At 62.3% G+C, this 20,806-nt stretch carries 13 protein-coding genes; 7 read left to right on the forward strand and 6 right to left on the reverse strand.

The window, feature by feature from the left end; all coding sequences use genetic code 11:
• The first annotated feature begins 269 nt into the window (after positions 1-269).
• Both NKT35_RS16880 and NKT35_RS16885 read left to right on the forward strand, forming a co-directional pair.
• Positions 270-1,829, forward strand: a complete 1,560-nt coding sequence (locus NKT35_RS16880; RefSeq protein WP_254295105.1) for an EAL domain-containing protein — start codon at positions 270-272, stop codon at positions 1,827-1,829.
• A 67-nt stretch (positions 1,830-1,896) separates the two neighbouring features.
• Positions 1,897-2,724 carry a hypothetical protein gene (locus tag NKT35_RS16885; protein ID WP_254295114.1) on the forward strand — a complete coding sequence of 276 codons (828 nt, stop codon included), beginning with the start codon at positions 1,897-1,899 and terminating at the stop codon, positions 2,722-2,724.
• A 74-nt stretch (positions 2,725-2,798) separates the two neighbouring features.
• Here the strand turns inward: NKT35_RS16885 and NKT35_RS16890 are convergent, their stop codons facing one another.
• Together NKT35_RS16890 and NKT35_RS16895 are read right to left on the reverse strand one after the other, a co-directional pair.
• Entirely contained in the window at positions 2,799-3,239 is a 441-nt protein-coding gene (locus NKT35_RS16890; protein ID WP_254295116.1) for a cytidine deaminase, read from the reverse strand.
• A 110-nt stretch (positions 3,240-3,349) separates the two neighbouring features.
• Entirely contained in the window at positions 3,350-4,255 is a 906-nt protein-coding gene (locus tag NKT35_RS16895) for a LysR family transcriptional regulator ArgP (RefSeq protein WP_254295118.1), read from the reverse strand.
• 234 nt (positions 4,256-4,489) lie between these two features.
• On the opposite strand from NKT35_RS16895, the gene NKT35_RS16900 reads away from it, so the two are divergent.
• Both NKT35_RS16900 and NKT35_RS16905 read left to right on the forward strand, forming a co-directional pair.
• Positions 4,490-6,826: an EAL domain-containing protein gene (locus tag NKT35_RS16900; RefSeq protein WP_505190922.1), complete on the forward strand. Its 2,337-nt coding sequence runs from the start codon at positions 4,490-4,492 to the stop codon at positions 6,824-6,826.
• An 86-nt stretch (positions 6,827-6,912) separates the two neighbouring features.
• Entirely contained in the window at positions 6,913-7,548 is a 636-nt protein-coding gene (locus NKT35_RS16905) for a LysE/ArgO family amino acid transporter (RefSeq protein ID WP_254295122.1), read from the forward strand.
• Here the strand turns inward: NKT35_RS16905 and NKT35_RS16910 are convergent.
• The gene (locus tag NKT35_RS16910) at positions 7,518-8,369 is read right to left on the reverse strand and encodes a LysR family transcriptional regulator (protein WP_254295124.1); all 852 of its coding nucleotides are present in this window, start codon (positions 8,367-8,369) and stop codon (positions 7,518-7,520) included. The genes NKT35_RS16905 and NKT35_RS16910 overlap by 31 nt on opposite strands.
• 112 nt (positions 8,370-8,481) lie before the next feature.
• On the opposite strand from NKT35_RS16910, the gene NKT35_RS16915 reads away from it, so the two are divergent.
• The 3 genes from NKT35_RS16915 (at position 8,482) to NKT35_RS16925 (ending at position 10,687) form a co-directional block, all read left to right on the forward strand.
• Positions 8,482-9,204, forward strand: a complete 723-nt coding sequence (locus tag NKT35_RS16915) for an SDR family oxidoreductase (RefSeq protein ID WP_254295125.1) — start codon at positions 8,482-8,484, stop codon at positions 9,202-9,204.
• A 197-nt stretch (positions 9,205-9,401) separates the two neighbouring features.
• Positions 9,402-9,953: a neutral zinc metallopeptidase gene (locus NKT35_RS16920; RefSeq protein WP_254295128.1), complete on the forward strand. Its 552-nt coding sequence runs from the start codon at positions 9,402-9,404 to the stop codon at positions 9,951-9,953.
• 2 nt (positions 9,954-9,955) lie between these two features.
• Positions 9,956-10,687 (forward strand): hypothetical protein, encoded by a 732-nt coding sequence (locus NKT35_RS16925; RefSeq protein ID WP_254295130.1) that lies wholly within the window; start codon positions 9,956-9,958, stop codon positions 10,685-10,687.
• Positions 10,688-10,701: 14 nt separating this feature from the next.
• Here NKT35_RS16925 and pbpC read toward each other — a convergent pair whose 3' ends face one another.
• The 3 genes from pbpC to NKT35_RS16940 all read right to left on the reverse strand — a co-directional run bounded on the left by pbpC (position 10,702) and on the right by NKT35_RS16940 (position 20,530).
• Entirely contained in the window at positions 10,702-12,855 is a 2,154-nt protein-coding gene (pbpC, locus tag NKT35_RS16930; protein ID WP_254295132.1) for a penicillin-binding protein 1C, read from the reverse strand.
• 149 nt (positions 12,856-13,004) lie between these two features.
• Positions 13,005-14,684, reverse strand: coding sequence for an AIPR family protein (locus NKT35_RS16935; protein ID WP_254295134.1), 1,680 nt, complete (start codon positions 14,682-14,684; stop codon positions 13,005-13,007).
• Positions 14,685-14,851: 167 nt separating this feature from the next.
• A complete protein-coding gene (locus NKT35_RS16940; RefSeq protein WP_254295136.1) occupies positions 14,852-20,530 on the reverse strand; it encodes an alpha-2-macroglobulin family protein in 5,679 nt (1,892 codons plus the stop codon).
• Positions 20,531-20,806: the final 276 nt, after the last annotated feature.

Here is a 20,806-nt window from a genome sequence, read left to right on the forward strand (position 1 = left end):
AGAGGCGTGGTGTGGGTTTGCCCGGTGAAAATACAAGAGGCCGGACTATACGTTAAATAAACAGCAGTGGCAACTGTTTTTGTAAAATAGGGCGGGTAAGTGTTTGATTGTTGGCGGCTTGATCTTTGCTGTCTTGAAAATACCGGTTTGGAGCGCCCTGGAAAAGACGTTGAATGGGTCGGAATGGGCGGCTTTGCGACGGCTGGCGATCCAGGCTGTGAACGCTACACTGGACTATAGCGCAAGCTTTGAGTGGCAGGGCGTAAACGATGATCAGAATGCTGGGGCAATGGCTGTCGCGGCGGGCATTGCAGATGCCGCCAGGCCTGGTGTACGGGCTGGCGATGTCGGCGTGCCTGGCGATGGCCGCCTTGGCTTTGTGCCTGCAGATCTGGCTGAGCGAAAGCGGCAAGCGCGAAGCGGAGGCGGAGTGGCTGTCTGCGCTGTTTGTCGAGCAATTGTCCCCGGCGTCCGCCGCCTTGAATAGAATCTCCGCGGTCTCGATGGATGCTCCGATGTGCGAGCGGGCAGGGGAGGAATTGGCGGCCATCGTGCGGGAGACTCCGCATGTCCGATATGCAGCAAGGCGCGATGGCGGCATGGCCGGCTGCGCGTCGGATCCCGCCGCTCCCATGGGCATGAGCTTGCAGGCGCATGGCGCGGGCTCGCCTGTTTTGACGCTGCGGCGAGGTGGAGCGGAGCTGGGCGTGGAGACGGATTGGGCCTTGGCCTTGCTGCGCCAATCGCGTCAGTTTGGCGCGAGCCTGAGCCTGCGGCTGAATGGGCAGGCGCTGAGCGCGGATGGCTTGCTTGCGGCGAGCGATGAGCAGCTTTTGGCGCGCTCGCCGTCGTCGCTTGGCGAGGTGGCCGTGTGGGGGCGCTCCGTCTCCATCGGCATCTTGCTGACGGGCTTGGCCGCGCGCTGGGATGTCTTGCTGCTGGCCTTGCTGATCGGCGCGCAGGCGGCTTCCTGGCTGTTGCGCAGCGCCGGGGTGCGCAATGCCAGCGACTGGGAGATTCTGGAAGGCATACGGCACCAGGAGTTCTTCGCCCATTATCAGCCCATCGTCACCGCCGCCAGCGGGGAGTGCGTGGGCGTGGAGGTGCTGGCGCGCTGGAAGCATCCGGTGCAAGGCAACGTCCGCTCCGACTTGTTCATCCAAACCGCCATCGACGCCGGGCTGATCGTGCCCTTGACCCGCTATCTATTAGGCCGGGTGGTGGGCGAACTGAAACAGGTGGTGATGCCGCCCGGCTTCATGGTGTGCGTCAATATCGCCAGCGAGCATCTGGCCATGCCGGAGCTGGAGGCGGATTGCCGGGACATGCTGGCCATGTTGCGGGAGAAACAGGCCTTGCTGGTGCTGGAGGTGTCGGAGCGCGCGCCCTTGCGGGAAGACTCCGGCGCGCAAGAAGTGATACGGCGTCTGCGCAAGAAGGGCGTGCGGCTGGCCTTGGATGATTTCGGCGCCGGTTATGCCGACAAGGCCTATTTGCAGCGCTGGGGCTTCGACTATTTAAAGGTGGAGAAGGGCTATGTGTCGGCGCTGGGCCATGACTGCCTGCGCGGCAATGTGCTGGATGGCCTGTTGTTGTCGTCCAGCGAGCTGGGCGCGAAAGTGATCGTCAAGGGCGTGGAAACGCAGGGGCAGCAGAATTACCTCAATGTCCGCGGCTTTGAATATCTGCAGGGTTTTTATTTCGGCAAGCCGATGGCGCTGAACCATTTTCGGCAGTGGCTCTACTCCGGCATCATCGAGGACCGGCGCTCGTCCAAACGCAGGAGAAATGAGCCGGGCGACGCGAGCAATGGCCGCGCCGCCGGCTAGCCGGCTTGGGCGGGGCCGCCGCTTTTGCTACAATGCCGCCTTTTTTCGCGTTAAAGGAAAGAGTGGAATGGAGTATGCCGTTCAGCGCTATGCCGCCACCCGGCCTTGGGCCAAGCGTGTGGGGCAGCTTTATGGCCAGGCGGCGCAAGCCGCCGAGGCGAGGGCGCAGATGAAGGACGTGATCAAGCGCGAGCTTGAGCGCGCCGCGCAAGTATTCCAGATTCCTCAGTCCACCATTGTGTGCGAACTGGCCCTGGCCGAGGCCTGGGGGCATTTCGTCCGCCACGGCCGGGTGATTTCGCATCTGGACAATGGCTTGGCCCGCGCTTTGTCGCATACCCGCCAGCCGGGCAATCTGCCGGACACCTTGAATCTGCCCGCCGACGCCTTCTTCCTGCATGTGCCGGGCGAGGGCGGCGCCTTCCTGGTGCATCAGCCTGAGCGCAAGGCGTTGCTGATCACCATGGTGCGCATGGGCTTCGCGCCGGACGGCGTGAACTGGCTGCAGGCTGCCGATCAGGTGGAGGTGGCTCGGGTGGAGTATCCGGGCGAACTGGCCGCGCAGCTGGAGGCGGTGTCCCAGGAGTGGAGCGCGCTGCTGTCGGCGGTGCTCAATGGCCTGGCGATGATGACCCAGCCCAAGCTGGAGCTGGAGCGCCGTTGGGAAGCCGCCGCGCCGGCGGTCTGGACTGAGGCCGCCATGCACCCGACTTGCGTCAAGACCCGCCAGAAAGGCCGCAGCCAGTTGCTGAAGGCCGGCTTTGGCGAGGTGACCTTCGCCAAGGTGGCCGATCTGGCCGCTGACGCTGACTACGGCAGCCAGGGTTATTGGCGTCGCCAGTCTTTCGGCGAAGACAAGGCGCATTCGCGCCTGGTATGGGTGGCGCCGCGCTGACGCCGGTTTGGCTTCGCCAATAAGAAACGCCCCGCGGCATTGCCGGCGGGGCGTTTTTCATGGCGGGGAGCGGTTTAGCTCTTGGCCGCTTCCTGCAGGTTCTTGGGGCCGAAAGCGCCGGGCAGCAGCACGTCCAGCGTGGTGTCTATCATTTCATCGCCGTCGCAGATGGCGCGCACGCGCATGCCGGGCCCGAATTCGTTCAGCACCTGGCGGCAGGCGCCGCAGGGCGGCGTGGGCTTGGCGGTGGGCGTGTAGATGCAGACGGCGGTCGCTTCCTGCAGGCCGTGATTGGCGCGCGCGGCGAAAATCGCGGTGCGCTCGGCGCAGTTGCTCAGGCCGTAGGACGCGTTTTCGATATTGCAGCCGATGTGGATTTTGCCGTTGCCATCGAGGATGGCGGCGCCGACGGTGAACTTGCTATAGGGCGCGTAAGCCTGTTTGGCGGCCAATCGCGCGGCCATTTCCAGTTCGGCCCATTGCTCGTTGCTGGGGATATTGTGATTGCTGGTCATGCTGCCTCCATAAAACCAGGTCGGCGACGGATGATGCGCCAGGCTTAGAGCCTTGTCAATGCTTGCTCCTGGGGCCGTTGCCGTTCTGGTGGGGATTGTCAGGCCAAGCCTCAGGGCGCCGCTTTGTCCTGGCGCAACTGTTGCGCGCTATACTCCAGCATGGCCTCGGTCAGCGCTTGCGACAAGGCCGATTCCACTCGCCAGTGGTGCCAGTACAGCGGAATGTCGATGAATTGGCCGGGAAACAGATCCAGCAGGGCGCCTCGTTCCAGGTCATCGTCCAGCATCAGTTCCGGCAACAGGCTATAGGCCAGTCCCTGGCGGGTCAGCTCGACGAAGCCCTGCGCCGACGGCACGGTGAAATAGGGGAAGTGCCCATCGTAGCCGGCGGCCTGGCGCAGGAACTGGCCTTGCACCGCGTCTTTGCGGCTGAAGATGATGCTGGGCGCGCGGGCCAGGGCGTCGTGATCCACGCCATTGGGAAAATAGCGGGCGGCGAAGGCCGGCGTCGCCAGGCACAAATACCGCATGGCGCCCAGGTAATGCTGGATGCCGCCTTGAATCGGCACCGGGCGGGTGCCGACGCAGCCGATGACGTGGCCGGTGCGCATCAATTCATGGGTGTGGTCCTGATCGTCCACGGTGATGTCCAGCAGGATGTCTTGCGCCTCCAGCGCCGGACCTATCGAACGCATGAACCAGGTGGCCAGGCTGTCGGCGTTGACGCCCACCGCCAGCGTGGTGAATTCGCGCTGGCGTTTCGCGGGCGTCAGCGTTTGCAGCAGCTGGTTCTCCATCAGCGTCAATTGTTGATGGTGCCTGAGCAGCTGGCGTCCGGCCTCGGTCGGCTCGGCCGGGATGGTACGGGTGAGCACCGGCAGGCCTAGCTGTTCTTCCAGTTGGCGGATGCGCTGGGAAACCGCGGACTGCGTCAGAAACAGCTTCTTCGCGGCTTTGTCGAAGCCGCCGGTTTCGGCGACGGCGGCCAGGGTTTGCAATTGTCTGGGATCAAGCATTCGGCATTTTTCAAACGTTTGATGAGTAATAGTTCAATTTATAATGATGCTAGGCTTGCTTAAAAGCCAGCGCCATGGCATGTTGCTCGCCATGGCTCCGATGCGCTATGCCGTCGGATTGCTAATGAGAATAAGACCTGCTCCTGGGCAGGGGGCGAGTTTTTGGGCGCGCGCCGATCATCGGGCGGCGCGCAGGCCGCAACAGACGCAGATAATAAGATGCACACGGATGGTATGGCACTTCTAGCTGGCATGTGCCGCTTTGTCGGTATCCGGAATGAACACTTGGCTCAGTTGTCGAATTACGCCGCGCCGTTGCAGGCGCGGTTTGCCCTGCTGGCCAAGGAATTATACTGGCAGTTGCTGAAAAGCCCGGCGGAAGCCGAGCGCTTTCAGTTGGCCGCGCCTGGGCAGGGCGGGGCGGCGGAGCAATTGCTGCTGCAATGGCGGGAGCTGATCGAGCGCCCGCTGGATGAAAGCGGGGCGAGCAAGCTGGCCGCCCGCGGCGAGTCTCTGGCCAGGCATGGCGTGGACATAGGCTGGCTCCTGAGCTTGTATGAGCGGGCCGAAGCGAGCCTGCAGTCCGCGTTGTCGGCTTCCGTGCTGCCGGACGAGGCCGCGCGCGAGGCATCCCGCCTGCTGCGCAAGCGCGTCCAGCTCGATCAAATGCTCACCTTCCACGGTTATCAGCGCTTTCTGCGCGGCGAGGCCGACAACCGGCACGCGCATTTCCAATCGATGTCCAGCCTGTACGCCACCCTGAGCGGTGTGGGAATGGCCTTGGCCGACGGCCACGATATCCGCGCCATGCTGCAGTCGGTGTGCGAGGTTTGCGTGCGCGAAGCGGGCCTGGGCTTGGCCTGGGTGGGGCGCCTGCAGAACGATGGCCAGGTTTCGCTGGAAGCGGCGGCGGCGGGGGATATGGTTCCGCTGCGCGCGCCGCTGCAGATCAGCGTGCGCGCCGACGAGGCGTATGGCGGCGGTTTGAGCGGCCGGGCGGTGCGCAGCAAGGCGCTGCAAGTGGCCAATGATGTCTACGCCGATCCGGCCCTGGAGCCCTGGCGCGAATTATTCGCGCTTCATGGCGTGCGCAGCGCGCTGGTGGCGCCTTTGCAAGTGCGCCAGCAGGTTGTCGGAACCTTGTCGCTGTATTCCGCGGAGCCTAGCTTCTTCAATCAATCGCGCCTGGCCTTGCTGGATGTGATGGCGCGCGAGGTGGGACGCGCGCTGGAGCGGCACGACGCGCTGGAGCGCAGCCATCGAGCCGAAAACGAGCTGGCCTTCCTGGCCCGCCATGACGCCTTGACCGGCCTGCCTAACCGCGATCAGATGCAGGAGCTGATAGACCGCTTGCTGCAGACCCGGCATGACGGCAGCCAGGTGGCGGTGCTGTCGGTGGCGGTGGAGGGCTTTCACGAAATCAATGCCCGATTGGGTTTCGAAGGCGGCGACATGGTGCTGTGCGAGGTGTCGCGCCGCCTGCGCCAAGCCATCTATCCCTTCGGCCATGTGGGCAGGGTGAGCGCTTCGCGCTTCACTGTCTGCACCGACCGCATAGACCAACTGCCGGCCTTGGTGTCGGCGCTGAAGCAGCGGCTGCCGATGCCGGTGGAGGTGATGGGCGCGATTGTGGAATTGCGTTGCAGCATAGGCGTGGTGATGAGCACCGAAGGCTGGTGCGACGCGGCTTCGCTGCTCCGGCGCGCGGGCCTGGCGTTGAACCGCGCGCGCGAGCACGGCGGCGGCCATTGCTGCCATTACGACGCGGCGATGGACGAGGCTTTGCAAAAGCTGCATGCGCTGCGCAGCGCGTTTTCGCTGGCGATTCCGCGCGGAGAGCTGGCCCTGCATTACCAGCCCAAGATCAATCTGCTGAACAACCGGATCGAGGGCGCGGAGGCGCTGGTGCGCTGGGTGCGCGACGGCCGGCCGGCCGCGCCGGGCGATTTCCTGCCGGCCATAGAAAATACCGAACTGATGCGCGACCTGGACTGGTGGGTGATGCGCGAGGCGGTCCGCCAGGTGAAGGAGTGGCGCGAGCAGGGCTTGTCGGTGCCGGTCAGCGTCAATCTGTCCTCCGGCACGCTCAAGCACGATGATTTCCTGCCCACGCTGGAGGCCTTGCTGGACGCCAATCCGCTGCCGACCGGCTTTCTGGAGCTAGAGGTGTTGGAGAGCGTCACGCAACAGGAGGCGGAGCAGATCACGACCAAGCTGGAGCGCTGCCGCGACCTGGGGCTGTCCATCGCGCTGGACGACTTCGGCACCGGCGCTTCTTCGCTGGTGCATTTGCAGCAGCTGCCTTTCGACACCATCAAGATCGATCAGCGCTTTGTCCGATTGTTGCTGGACATGCCGGGCAACGAAGCCATCATCCGCAGCATGGTGTCCTTTGCCCACTACACCGGCCGCAAGCTGGTGGTGGAGGGGGTGGAGAGCCAGGCGATCTGGAACCGCTTGCTGGAAATCGGCTGCCACGACGGCCAGGGCTACGGCATTTCGCCGCCGCTGGCGGCTTCGGCTTTCCGCCAGTGGGTGCAGGACTGGCATGGCGAGAGTCTTAACGTATAAGAATTGCTAATAGGACATTATTTTTATTAGTTTTACTTAATACTGTACCAAGGCTAAGCTGCCTGCAAATGTTTCAGGAGCAGGCAGTGTTCAATTTCAGTGTGTTTCTCTCGGCGCTGGGCATTTCGTTCAGCCAGATCGTCGGCATCGGTCCGCAAAACGCTTACGTGTTGCGCCAAGGCATAGGCCGCAGCCACGTGTTGCCCATCATCGCCATCTGCATCGTTGCGGATATTCTGCTGATCGCCAGCGGCGTGCTGGGCATGGGCAAGGTAGTGGCCGGCATCCCGGGCTTTCTCGGCGTGGTCACCTGGGGTGGCGCGGCCTTCATCTTGTGGCTGGGGTTCAAGTCTTTCCGCGCCGCCTGGGGCGCTGGCGGAATGTCGCTGGCCGGCAGCGTGGAACGCGACCGCAAGCGCGCCATCCGCACCATCCTGGTGGTGACGCTGCTGAATCCCTATGTCTGGCTGGATACCGTGGTGCTGATCGGCGGCGTGTCCACCGTTTACGGCGAAGAGGCTAATCTGTCCTTCTTGCTGGGCAGCTTGTGCGCCTCGGTGCTGTGGTTCTGCGCCATCGGGCTGTTTGCCGGCAAGCTGGCGCCGCTGTTCGAAAAGCCGGTCAGCTGGCGCGTGCTGGATGGCTTGATCGGCCTGGTGATGCTGTTCACCGCCTCCATGCTGATTTACAACTACGGCTTGTCGGCGCCTTTGCCGCTGTAAGCGTCCAGCCTTTCCATCAGCGCCTGCAAGCCAGGCAATTCCAAGGATTGCGCCGGGTAGCACAAGCCGACCCGGCGCGTCAGCGTGCCGCCTTTCAAACTGATCGCCCGCAAGGCCGGGTTCTCCATCGCCAGCGATGCCGGCAGCAGCGCCACGCCCATGCCGGCGGCGGCCATATGCGAGGCCAGTCTCAGATTGCCGGCTTGCGCCGCCACCGCCAGCGCGGGAGACGCGCCGCCGTGCAGGTCCAGCAGCCGTTGATGGCTGCTGTGGGCGGGGCAGGTGATCCAGTTCGGCTCATCCAGCAGAGCCAGATCCACTTCGCGGGCCGACTCTAGCGCGTGTCCGGCGGGAACCGCCAGCGCGAAGTCCTCTTCCCATAGCGGGCGGAACAGCTCGTCCTCGCAGCGTTCGTCTTCGGCCGCCAATCTGACATCGCCTACGCAACCCGCCCTCACTTCCAGCAGAATGCCCGGCTCGGCGCTTGCCGCCTGAGCCAGCAACGCTTCCAGCTGGCTGCGGCCGACATCCGCGTCTACCCCTAAGCTCAGCGGCAGGCGGCTTAGTTTTTGTCGAAACATGCCGGCCAGCGATTCCGCCTGCGCCAGCAAGCGCCGCGCCTGGGGGTAAAGCAGGCGGGCCTCGTCGCTGACGTCCACCCCGCGCGGCAGGCGCTGGAACAAGGCGACGCCCAGCGATTCTTCCAACTGGCGGATGGTGACGGACAGCGTGGGCTGGGTGACGAAGAGCCGCTGCGCCGCCACGGTGATGCTGCGCTCCTCGAATACGGCGACGAAGGCTTTGAGTTGGCGGATATCCATAGAAATTATCGATGGCAGTTAGAGAATTTAATCATTTTTCAGGCGGTTTCAGCGCCAATATACTGCGTGGCATCCGTTTTGTATCGATATTTTTTATGGAAGGAGAACATCCATGACTCAGCCTCTCATCGTCATCACCGGCGCCAGCTCCGGCATCGGCGCCGCCGCCGCCAAACTGTTTTCGCAGGCAGGCCATCCGCTGTTGCTGCTGGCGCGCCGCGTAGACCGCCTGGAGGCGCTGGAACTGCCCAATGCCTTGTGCCGCCAAGTGGACATCACCGATCGCGACGCCGTGCTGAGCGCGCTGGCCGAGGCCGAGGCCCAATTTGGTCCGGCCGACGCCATCATCAATAACGCCGGCGTGATGTTGCTGGGCGAAATGGCCGCCCAGGATCCGGATGAATGGCAGCGCATGCTGGACGTGAACGTGAAGGGCCTGCTCAACGGCATTCACGCCGTGCTGGCCGGCATGGTGGCGCGGGGCCGCGGCACCATCGTCAATATCAGCTCCATCGCCGGGCGCAAGACTTTCCCCAATCACGTGGCCTATTGCGGCACCAAGTTCGCGGTGCATGCCATTTCGGAAAACCTGCGCGAGGAAGTGTCGGCCAAGGGCGTGCGCGTGATCACCATCGCGCCGGGCGCGGTGGAGACCGAGCTGCTGGGCCACACCACCAGCGAGGCGATCAAGGCCGGCTATCAGGAGTGGAAGCAGCAGATGGGCGGCGTGCTGGCAGCGGATGATGTGGCGCATGCCATCGCCTATGCCTACCAGCAGCCGCAGCGGGTCTGCATCCGCGAGATCGTCTTGGCGGCGACGGGACAGGCGGCCTGATGATAAGAAAAGATGCCGGCCTTGGCCGGCATTTGGCATTTGAATTTCACGATATTTTGTTTGCAAAGCTACAAAATGTCATATGCATAATATATGCATAAAGATTAGCTCTTTTAGAAAAAAGCGTTCTTTCCGTTTCTGCTATCCATGCATCATAAAAAAAGCTCCGTATGCAACACAAATAAGGAGAAGAGATCATGAAGGGAAATGTCATTAAGATGTTCGCGCTGTGCGCCGCCTTGGTTGGTCAAGCGCCGTTCGCTTTGGCCATGCCGGTGACCAATAGCTATATCCAGTCCAGCGCCAAGGAGATTCGCGGCCTGCTGGGCGGGTATTCGCAGCCTACGGTTTACGTCAACCAGAACGCTTGCGGCGAGCCTCAATCCAGCGCCATGGCGTGCGGGCCGCGAACCATCAGCGTGGGCACCGGCTTCCTGCAGCAACAGGAGAGCAGCTATGGCAACTATGTGGCCAAGTTCATCCTGGCGCATGAATGGGGCCACACCGTGCAGTTCACCTACAACATCAACCTGCAACCCCCGATGCAGGAATTGCAGGCGGACTGCGTGGGCGGCACCTTCGCCAAGTACGCCGAGACCAATCTGCGCTATCCCAGCTTCATCGAGAACGCAGTCGCCTCGGCGCGGGACGCGGCGGACTATCAAGAGCACGGCACGCCGTCGCAGCGCGACTACTATTCGCGCTATGGCTACGCCAATGGCTTCGATAACTGCATGAACAGCATCTGACGATGAACAGGGCAACCTTGCTATTGCTTGCGGCCGCCGGGACAGCGGGCGCGACGGCATGGTTCTGGTTGCCCGTTCGTTCCGACGGAGCCGGCGCGCCGATAGGGACAGAGGCGCGTTCCGGCTCCGAGCGGAGCGGAGGGGCGGGAGGAACGATGGGCAAGGGCGGCACGCCGGCGGGCGAGAGAGGCTTCAGCTTCGCCGTCGGCGGCGATCCGTCCTCGTTGCCGCAGGGCCAGAATCCGGCCGCGCCGCAAGAAACGGCGGCGGAAAAGGCGCGCAAGTTGCAATTGCGCAAACTGGGCTACCAGATCGATGCCCGTTATTACCGGATGCGGCTGTCAGACTTGCGGGAACAAGCCAGCCGCGGCGATCCGCAGGCGCTGACGCATCTGGCGGAACGCTATCTGTTCCAACTGGACGGCCACCCGCGCGAGCCGGATTACGAGCCGGGCTTCCGTTACCGCGAGGAGGCGAGAGAGGCGCTGCAGCAAGCCTATGCGCAAGGCAACGCGCATGCGGCGGCGATGATCTCGGAAAGCTATCTGCTGGAAAAGAAGCCGGAAGACGCGGCGGCGTGGAATTTGGTGGCGCGCCGTTCCGGCGACGACTTGAGCGCCGACTGGTTCCTCAAAACCAAGGACTATCAAGCGTTGACGGATCAGCAGAAAACAGCGGCGGCGGAGCGCGCCGACCAGCTGATGCAATCTCTACAACAGCGCAAAGCCAAGTAGCCATCCGCGGCGCCTTAGCGCGGCTTGGTCCGCAAAGAGGCGCCGCGTACTTCGAATTTCACGCTGTCCACGGTTTTGCCATCCTTGCCTTTCAACTCCAGCTTATGCCGGCCCGGCCAGGGGAACCAGGCGAGCTCCGCCCCCGCGCCCAGCCTTTTGCCATCCAGCCACCATTGCGCGGAGGCGATGCCGCGCGCGCGCAGCACCAGCCGCTGATTCGCTGGCGGGACATCGGGATCGAGCGCGAAGACGCTGCCGTCTACCGGGGCGGCAATGCCGGGCGGCAGATCGGCGGCGGACTTCTGCGCCACAATCAGCGCCCGCTGCGTGCCGGGCAGAAACCACTCCATCCGGCTGGCCGCCACCTCGCCTTGATAGCGCACTCGCTGGCGGACCAGGCCGGCAGGCGGCAAGGGAGGCGGAAGCGGCGGCGCGGCCGACTGGGCGCGGTCCAGCACCGTCTGCCAGACCGGCGCCGCGCCATGCATGCCGGAGACGTCCCACATCGGCTCGCCGGCGGCATTGCCCACCCAGACGGCCACGGTGAAGCGGCGGGAGAAGCCCACCGCCCAGTTGTCGCGCATGTCCTTGCTGGTGCCGGTTTTCACCGCGCTCCAATAGCGGGTGGACAGCGCGCTTTCCAGGCCGAAGGTGAGGGCGCGGGCGGCGCGGTCGGACAGGATGTCGGCGATGATGAAGCTGCTGGCAGCGTCCAGCTGTCGTACCGGCTTGGGCTTGGCGTCGGCTTGCGTCCAGCGCGGCGGGCTGGCCAGGCCTTGGTTGGCCAGGGTGCGATAGGCATTGGCCAGATCGAGCAGGCGGATGTCGGCCGCGCCCAGCGCCAGGCTGTAGCCGTAGTAGTCGCCGTCCTCGGTCAGGCTGTTGAAGCCCAGCTTGAGCAGCCGGTCGCGCAGGGCGTTGGGGGTGACCATTTCTATGGTCCGCACCGCCGGGATATTGAGCGAAGAGGCCAGCGCGGTGCGCACGGGAACCAGGCCTTTGAAGTCTTTGGAGTAGTTTTGCGGCGCGTACAGGCCGGCGCCGGTTTGCAAATCCAGGGGGCCGTCGTCCAGCAGCGAGGCGGCGGTCAGATAATGCTTTTCCAGCGCCATCTGATAGAGGAAGGGCTTGAGGGTGGAGCCAGCCTGGCGCAAGGCGGTGACGCCATCCACCTGGGCGGCGTTGGACAGGCCCTGGCCGCTGGAGCCCACCCAGGCGAGGATGTCGCCGCTGGGGTTGTCCAGCACCACCAGCGCGCCGTCCTGCACATTGCGCTGCGCCAGCGCGGCCAGGTGGCGGCGCAAGGCCGCGGCGGCGAAGCGTTGTAGCGGCAAGTCCAGCGTGGTCTGTATTCTGTCGCCGGCCTTCAGCTTGCCCGCCTGCATCAATTTTTGCGCGAAGTGCGGCGCATCTTGCTCCGCCAGCGGATTGGCGGCGCGGCTGCGAGCCAGCGCCTGCAGCGCATGCATGGCCACCACCTTGCAATCGGCCTGGCGGCCCATGTCGCGCAGGATGCGGCAGGCGCGTTCGCCCACTTTTTCCGGCGCGGCCGACGGCGCGCGGATCAGCGCCACCGCGATGGCGGATTCTTCCAGATTCATGCCTGAGGGCAGCTTGCCGAACAAGGTGGACGACAGCGCGGACAGCCCGACCAATTCGCCGCGGAAGCCCACCAGATTGAGGTAGGCCTCCAGAATCTGCGCCTTGCTCCAGTGCTGCTCCAGCCAGGCGGCGGACCAGCTCTGCCCCATTTTCTGCCACAGGCTGCGGCCGCCTTTCGCCGCTTTCAGGTCATTGTCCAGCAGGCCGGCCAATTGCATGGTCAGCGTGGACGCGCCGCGGGTGCGGGTGTTCCACAAATTGCCCCAGGCCGCTGCCGCCACGCCGGACCAGTCCACGCCGCTGTGCTGATAAAAGCGTTTGTCCTCGGACAGCACCAGCGCGTGGCGGAAGGCCGGGGAGGTATCGGCCAGGCTGACCCAATCTTGCCGACGCGCCTGTTTGTCCACGCGGATGCGCTGCAGCGTCGCGCCATGGCGGTCCAGCAGCACCGCGTCTGATGGTTTCCACGCCGCTTTCACTTCCGAGAAGGATGGCTGTGCGCAGGCGGGTATGACGAAGAGAGTGAAGAGGGCGAAGATGATGCAGAGGGTATTAAGGCGAATCACTTGGGCGCTTCTCTAGTTGCGGATAGAAGTATTGTAAGGTCTTATAGGCGTAGAGGGTGGGACTGTATGGCAAGTCCATTTGTAATCTTACTGTTGATGCGCACTAGATGCTTTGCCCGGCAATAAATGCTGGGCAAGGCATTTAGTAGTTATTGGTTGATTGGGGGCCAAGACTTTGCTAGGTTTTGAATGTGCGATGCAATCTTTGTTTTTGTTCGGGCATCTTTAAAATATCTATTGAATGAAAATCCTGCATCTTTCTGCTGGGCTTCGTTAACCAGAGTTGCAATGCTTTCTATTGCGGCAGGCATGATTTTTATAGCTTCTGTGTAATTTAGCCTGTTTATATTTTTTACATCGCAAATTTGACCGATGGCAAATAATACATGATAGGCCCCATCAATTAGGAACATTTCATTTTTATTAAATTCATCTTGTCTTCGGATGGCTGCTTGTAAGAGCTTTTTCTTAGACTCTATGACTTCAAGAACTTTTACTGCGGCAAGTAGTTCATCTGCAACTAGCTCTTCGGTGAATACTTGGTCGTATAGATCCGAGAAAATTCGGCCACGATCTTTTTTTGCAACTTCAGGTAGATCTATGCCATAGGCAAGGTGTGCTTGTCCTGCGCTTAATGCATCTATGCGTAGATTTTTTGGCTGTCCTGAAAATTGACTATTTTTTCTTTCGTAATAAAGCCCCATGCTTTCAAAAGCTTCTTCTAATTTCTTTTGTATCGTATCATTTGAGCGAAGGTCTCTGCTTTTTATCGGGGTTTGGCTGTTTGTCGATTCGGCAATCGCAAGGCTGACCGGTTGTGATTTGGTTTCAATTATTCTGACAAGGATTAGTACGTCTTCGAGTTTTTCTGGTGATGTTTGGCTTGCTTCAAATAGAGCATTGGATGTTTGTCCGCCATTTACGATTTGTATGTTTTTTAATTCAACTGTTGGGGCTCTTTTCCCTTTGGTGTAAGAGAATGAGTCGCATGTTATAGTTATTCCGTTGTTCAAATACCAAAACAATGGGCTGTCATCAGATAGAGCTGTTTCAATAATGCTTCTGTTTATTTTGTTTGTTCTGCTCAGGTATACTCGTACGTTGTCGTTAAATATCTCTTTTCGAACTTGGTTGGGGTCGGCTGGATTTTTTATTAGGCGAACTATTTCGCTTGCTTCAACAGTACAGATTAGCCCTCTAATGCTTCCGTCTGTCCGGTCAAAATAGTCTTTGTCTACGATCTGTATTTGATCACTTATTAGTGCGGCTTTTTTGTCTACAAATAATTCAACTATCGAGTCAAGGCTATGGTGGTGTACGTTGAAATATTTGAATTTCCCTAGAGAGTTGTTTGCGCGCTCTCTTTCATTTTCCTGCATGGGAAGGGTGTTGCCGCAAAAATGAACCTCAATCGATGGTGATGGTTTGTTGAGTGCAACCCACATTTCTTTTACTTTGTTCCATAGTATTGGGTTGCATGTTGTTTCTAGAGATTTGTTTAAATCTAAAAGATCGTCAAAGAATGAGACGAGTTTATCTATTTCCCCGCTTGGGAAATTCTTCTTTGTGTTTTCAAAATTTTCAACATACTTGAATTGAAATATGTGAATTGAATTTCTTCCATCGCGATCATCTACGAATACAGCATCAACACCTCGATCCATTGACCCGTCAGTTATAGAGTCTTCAGCCTCTTCGTCAGAAATGCTAAGGATGCTTGCGATCATTAGTATTGGGAATGCTTTTTGTGGGATATCTATGCCATTTTCAGGGTCTAGGTAGGCTTTAACTTTGTGGTCTAGTGTATTCCAGTCTAGTAAGTTTGCCATTTTTTCTCCTTGTTTTTGTGTCTGAATGAGTTATGCAGAGGTTTTGATTTAATAATATTAAATTATGGTGGTTGATATGAATGCATTGGTTTTTTTGATGCCATGCTAAACGAATTGGTGGCTAGGTGGGACAGGCCCCTCTTCATCGCGAAGAGGGGCGGTTCGCCTCACTTCCCGTCTGTCACTTTGAACACCCCGTTCGGCGCCATCCCGAACACCTCCGGCGCGTACATCGCCTCGACGCGGGTCGGCGGCAGCTTGAAGGCGCCGACATTGTTCAAGCGCATCGTGTATTCCACCTTCAGCTCGCCGCGCGGCACGTAGCTGTAGTAGGCGCGGTAGCCGGCGAAGCGGCGTTCGATGTAGTCGGCGTAGTCGCCGCCATTGCCGTCCTTGGTGTCGATGGCCGAGTCGCGGCCCAGGCCGCTGCCCTGGATGCTCGCGCCGGCCGGCACTGGATCATCCACCACCACCCAGCTCATATCGCTTTGGGCGCGGATGTCCAGCGTCACTTTCACCACGTCGCCTGGCTGGTATTGGCCCGGCGTCTTCTGGCTGACTGGCGTTAGCGTTTTCTTGACGCTGTAGCCGGCGTAGCGCGAGGTCTTCAGCGGGATGGCGGCTTCGGCCTGGATGGTGGCCCAGGGCGCTCCGGCACCGGCATGCTTGAGCTGCAGGCTGCCAGGCGCGGCCGGCCAGGGCAGCAGGCCCAATTGCTTGATGCCTTCTTGCGGCCAGGTCAGGCTCAGATTGTTCGCGCCAAGCTGGGCGCGAGTCTGGCCGCCGACCGGCGTGGTTTCGAACTGGCGCGAGAACTGCGCCACGGCCAGCGAGCCCCACAGATTGGCCGTGGTGGTGCCCCAATGGCCTTTCTGTTGCCGCGCCAACAAGCCGGTCAGCAGGCGCGGCATGTCGGCTTGCCAATCCGGCAGCTTGCGGGCTGTCAGCAGCAGCTTGGCGGCATTGACGTCGCCGCTGCCCATCAGCCACCAGGCGTAATCTTCAGCTTCGGTGCTGAAGTTCATTTTGGTGCCTTGATAGGTGAGGCGGGCGCGCAGCAGGTTGGATGCTTCTGTGATGCGGCTGGCGCGCTGCGGAATGTCCGCGGCGCGGTTCAGCAGCGACAGCCAATCCACCAGCATGGCGGTGCTCATCTTCTGCGGGTTCGGGTCCAGCGCGTCCAGCATGGCCGGGCGGAAGCGGCCGTAGCGCGACAGGGCGTCCAGGGCGGCCAGCCTGCGGGCATCGGCGTCTTGGCGGCCAATGGGCAGTTCGCGCTTGAGCTTGCCTTCGACAAAGGCGGACAGGCCATCCAGCATCTTGCCGCGAGGGCTGTCCGGGATGTCTATGCCGGCTTCATTGGCGACGGATAGCAAATAGCTGGTCAGCACATCGCTGCCGCGGTCTGCCGCGCCTTCCGGCAGCGGGAAGTAGGCCGCCAGACCGTTGCCGTCGATGTAGAGCGGCAACTCGCTCATTAACTGGCTCCAGCGTTTGGCGTCGGCCAGGCCCAGCGAGACGGAAGTGCGCTGCTCCAGGCAGGCATAAGGGTAGTCTTCAAACCAGCGGCGCACGGCGGGCAGGCTATTGCCCAGCTTGGCCTGCAGGCTGACGCGGATGCCGCCGCGGCCCGGCAGCGCGCCCGGCGGCGGCGCGACCGGGATGGCCAGATCGGGCGATACGCGCTGCAGGGTGGCTTGCTCCACCGTCACCGGCACGGCAGGATCGATTGGCTGGCTGATCGCCAGCTTGTCGGCGGCCTTGCCGTCCACTTGCTGGGCGGAGAAGGTCCACTTCAGCTCCTTGACGCCTTCCGGCACGGTGACGGGCCAGTTGACGGGGCGGGCTTCGCCGACCGGAAGCGTCAGCTCGCGGGCGGGCAACGCCGGCAGACCGGGCGCGCTGGCGGACACCTTGATCTTCAGCGCCTTGTCGCCGCCGTTGCGGACGGTGACGCTGGCCTGGAACTGGTCGCCTTCGCGCGCCAGCGGCGGCAGCCCGGAGCTCAGCTGCAAGTCCTGGGTGACATTGAAGCCGGCCTCGCCGGTGCCGAACAATTCATTGCCGACATCGGCCACCGCCACCAGGCGGAAGCGGGTGAGGGCGTCGTTGATGGTCACTTTGACGCGGGCGCTGCCATTGGCGTCCAGTTTCACGCTGGGTTGCCAGAGCAGCAGCGTGTCCAGCAATTCGCGGGTGGGCGCCTTGCCGCCGCCGCCGCCGGGCGGCAGCGATTTGCGGCCGTAATGGCGTTTGCCCACCACTTCCAGCTGGGCGGTGGCGGTTTCCACGCCATAGCTGTGGCGCTGGTACATGGCCTGCATCAGCTCCCAGCTATGGTTGGGCTGCAACTCCAGCAGCGCCTCGTCCACCGCGGCGAACGCCACCTCGGTGCCGGCGGGGGCCGGCTTGCCATTGGGCAGCTTCACTTGGATGGCGACTTCGGCGGTTTCGCGGATGCCATAAGTTTTCTTGGCCGGCGATACGGTCACGTTCAGCCGTTTGGCGGCGTCGCCCACTTGAATCTCGGCGATGCCGTATTTGAAGGCAGGGCGCGACAGGTCAACCATCGCCGTCGGCGGCGCGTAGTCGCCGCCTTCGTTCCAATAGGCGTCCCACCATTCGGACGGGCTCTTCCAGCCCCAGGTGAAGAAGGAATACCAGGGCACGTCGCGGACGCGGCCGCGCACCGCCAGCACCGACACGTAGACATTGGGCGTCCAGTCCGGCTGCACTTTCAATTCGATGGTGGGGTTCTTGCCTTCCAGCTCCACCACGCGGGTTTCCAGTATGCCTTCGCGTTCGATGGCCAGCCAGGCGGTGGCTTTGCGGAAGGGCATGCGCACCTGGAAGCGGGCGGTTTCGCCGGGCTGGTAACTGGTTTTCTCGGCCAGGATGTCGATGCGGTCGTTATTGTCGGCGTCGAACCACAGCTCGTCCTGGCGGCTGACCCACACTGATTGCGAGGCGCGGGCGGCGTTGCCTTGCTCGTCCTTGGCCTCGGCGATCAGCTCCATGTCGCCGGCGTCTTTCAGGCTGATGTCGCAGAACACCAGGCCGCGGGCGTCGGAGGTGCCGCTGCAGACCTTGCCCTTGTCCTCGGTTTCTTCATTGCTGTCCCAGGCGTAGAAGCCGCCCACCAGCCGTTTGCGGGTGGACAGGTAGCGGTGTTCGCGCTGGGTGATCTTGACGTCCTTGCCGGCCACCGGCTTGCCGGCGGTGTCCAGCACCACGGCCTTGAGCTGCAGCGAGCGGCCGGCGGTGATCCAGCTGTCCACGCTGACGCCCACTTGCAGCGCCGACGGCCACAGCGCGATGCGGCGGCTGATGGTTTGGGTTTCGCCATTGGGGTCGCGATAGGCGGCCTCGGTCACCAGGTCGTAGCGGCGGTCCAGCGCAGGCAGCTTGTCTATCGCCACCTTGCCGTTGCCGTTGGCGTCCAGTTTCAGCGCGGCCTTGTCCAGCACCACCTTGCCGTCCAGCGACGCTTCGCGTTTGTCTTGTTCCGCTTGCGGCGGCGAGAAGCTGAAACCCTCGTATTCCTTGTGGCGGGTATAGCTGTCGGACAGCATGGCGCTGACTTCCACCGGCCAATCCTTGGCCGGGCCGCCATTGCCCCAGGCCATGGCCACGCTCAGCGGCAGCTGCTTGGGCGCGATATTGGCGCCCTTGGCGCTGAAGATGCGGCCGGTCATCACCGGCAGGCGGAATTCCTCCACCCGGAAGCCGCCGCTATGCAGCGAATAGCCATCCAGCTCCGGGCTGGCCGGCTTGTCCTTGTCGTCCGGGCCGCGCGCGGCCTTGCGCTCCAGGTAGAGCGTGTATTCGCCCAGCTTGGCCTCCTTGGGGATGGCGTAGCTGGTTTCGGCGTAGCGGCCGGCGCGCCAGGTCAGCGGCAGGGTGACTTCGTCGCCGCTGCCGTCGTGGATGATGCGCAGCTGCTGCGGCAGCTGGCCGGGCTTGAGCATGCTCAGCCCCTTGCCGCCTTGCACCCGCAACAAGTGTTTCATCGATACGGTTTCGCCGGCGCGGAACAGCGGCCTGTCCAGGATGGTGTGCGCCAGGATGGACGGGTTGTCGCCCCATTGCGTGGGGAAGGGGAAGCGCCAGGACTCTATGCCGCGGTTCCAGCCGGAGCGGACGAAAGAGACGTCGTCATTGCCGCGGTCGTCTTTGGCGCGGGCGGTGACGAACAGGCCGGACAGTTCCTCGTCCTGGCCGCTGCAGCTGCCTGGGTCCAGCTTGGCCGGAATGGCGGCGATGCCGCTCTTGTCTGCCTTGCCGCTCCACAGCGCCGCGCCCTGGCAGTTGTAGACATGGATGGCGGCGTTGGGCACCGGTTTGCCGTTGTCCAGCCGGGTAACCCAAACAGCGGCGTTTTCGCCCGATTTCTTCAGGTGGACGGCCATATTGGTGACCAGGGCGGCGGTGCGCACATACATGGGCTTGTCAGCGCCCAGCAGCGATTTGCCCAGCAGGCGCGACGAGACTTCCACCACGTAGAGGCCGGGCTTGGGCAGCGGTATGCCCACCACCTCGAACGGCCACTTGCCGTTTTTGTCCGGCTGGGTCGGCAGTTTCAGCGGCTGGGCGTCGCGGTTCTTGTTCAGCAGCGACAGGCGGCGGCTCTCAATGGTTTTGTCCTTGCCTGCGGGCAGGGCGCTTTCATGGTAGCGCTGCACCTTGGCCAGCCAAACCATCATATCGGCGTCGCGGTTCAGCCGCAGCGCCTGGCCGCCCAGCTGTATCGACTGGATTTTGAGATTGGCCTCCACGCCGCGCAGCGTGATCGGCAGCGAGGCGTCCGCGCCGGACTCTATGATGCCGAAGGGCGCGGCCGAGAACTTGGCCAGCGGCGGATAATCGCCCATTTTGACATCCAGCGGGAAGCGCGCCGCGTTGACGAGGGGGCGGTCCACTTCGTCGCGCAGATCATTCGGCAGTTTCAGGCTCAGCGTCTCCAGCGCCGGGAAAGGCGGGGCGAAGCTGACGCTGTCCATCGGCTCGCCCTTGTTGCGGCCCTGCGCTTGCGGCGCGCGCTCGGCGCCGCCGCCGCTGAGGCGGATGGCCATGGCCTGCTTGGCGGGCACCGGCGAGCTGAAATTCAGCGTGATGGGCTTGAACGGTATGCATGGACCTTTGGCGCTGGCGCGCTCGCAGCTCATGGCCGCGCTGAAGGCCGGGCGCACATGGAAGTTCAGCTTGTCCGGTTTGGCGCTGCCGCGCGGATGGATCAAGGCGAGCTTGCTGTCCGGCGCCAGGCGCTGGGCGCAACGCACGGTCAGCACGCGGGCCGCGTCTTTTTGCAGGTCCAGATGCTTGAGCAAGGCCGCGCGGTCCGCCGCCGGCAGCGGTTCAACCGGAATGCGCTCAGGCAGGCTGGAGGACTGGCAGTACAGCGAAGCGGCCGACACGCCGACGGCATTGAGGCGCAGCGCGAAAGCCTGGTCTTCTTCGATGCGGTCGGACGATGGCCAGTGGTCGGTGATGACGGGCTGGCCGGTGAAAAAGCGGAAGACGGGGCCGCTCACGGCCTTGCCCTGGGCATCTTTCAGGCCGGGCTTGAGGGTGAAGCGGCAGTCGGTATTGGCGGCAGGGCTGGCGGCCAGGTCCAGCGCCCAGGTTTTGTCATCCACCCAATGGTCCTTGCCCGCCAGCTTGCAGTTCCAGCTGAAGGGAGCGGGCGCGGCGCTGTTGCCCAGCGCGATCATGCTGTCGGAAAAGGTGGCGCGTATCTGGCTGGCTTCCTTGATCTCGCCTTGCGGGCTGAAAGTGGCCACGCCGGCCGAAACGGACAGCGAGGCGAAAAGGGCGATGGCGGGCAGCAAGCGGGCGGTGTTGTTCACGGTATGTCCCTGGGCGATGCGGTTGGCGGCGCGCGTTTCATTCTTTATGAATGGAAAGGCGGGCGATTGCCGGTGTATGGCATGAAACTCTCATGATAACAGATGATGAGGCGAGGCATGGCCGGGCGGCGGGAAAAGCTTAGGAATATCAAGGCGCAAGGCGCGGCGCTTTTCGCGGCGCTCTGGCGAGGGGAAACATCCCGGGGCGAGGCCGGCGAAACCCGCGCCCTTGCAAGTGCAGACAAGGGCGCGGCGCGTGATATACTCTTTGTTTCG

It is taken from the genome of Chromobacterium sp. IIBBL 290-4 (genome assembly GCF_024207115.1).
Classification (GTDB): domain Bacteria; phylum Pseudomonadota; class Gammaproteobacteria; order Burkholderiales; family Chromobacteriaceae; genus Chromobacterium.

What these genes read in the sequence shown, in the direction of transcription:
- NKT35_RS16880 (WP_254295105.1), top strand. Translation starts at nt 270, where the DNA reads ATGATCAGAATGCTGGGGCAATGGCTGTCGCGGCGGGCATTGCAGATG.
- NKT35_RS16885 (WP_254295114.1), top strand. Translation starts at nt 1,897, where the DNA reads ATGGAGTATGCCGTTCAGCGCTATGCCGCCACCCGGCCTTGGGCCAAG.
- NKT35_RS16890 (WP_254295116.1), bottom strand. Translation starts at nt 3,239, where the DNA reads ATGACCAGCAATCACAATATCCCCAGCAACGAGCAATGGGCCGAACTG.
- NKT35_RS16895 (WP_254295118.1), bottom strand. Translation starts at nt 4,255, where the DNA reads ATGCTTGATCCCAGACAATTGCAAACCCTGGCCGCCGTCGCCGAAACC.
- NKT35_RS16900 (WP_505190922.1), top strand. Translation starts at nt 4,490, where the DNA reads ATGGCACTTCTAGCTGGCATGTGCCGCTTTGTCGGTATCCGGAATGAA.
- NKT35_RS16910 (WP_254295124.1), bottom strand. Translation starts at nt 8,369, where the DNA reads ATGGATATCCGCCAACTCAAAGCCTTCGTCGCCGTATTCGAGGAGCGC.
- NKT35_RS16915 (WP_254295125.1), top strand. Translation starts at nt 8,482, where the DNA reads ATGACTCAGCCTCTCATCGTCATCACCGGCGCCAGCTCCGGCATCGGC.
- NKT35_RS16920 (WP_254295128.1), top strand. Translation starts at nt 9,402, where the DNA reads ATGAAGGGAAATGTCATTAAGATGTTCGCGCTGTGCGCCGCCTTGGTT.
- NKT35_RS16925 (WP_254295130.1), top strand. Translation starts at nt 9,956, where the DNA reads ATGAACAGGGCAACCTTGCTATTGCTTGCGGCCGCCGGGACAGCGGGC.
- NKT35_RS16935 (WP_254295134.1), bottom strand. Translation starts at nt 14,684, where the DNA reads ATGGCAAACTTACTAGACTGGAATACACTAGACCACAAAGTTAAAGCC.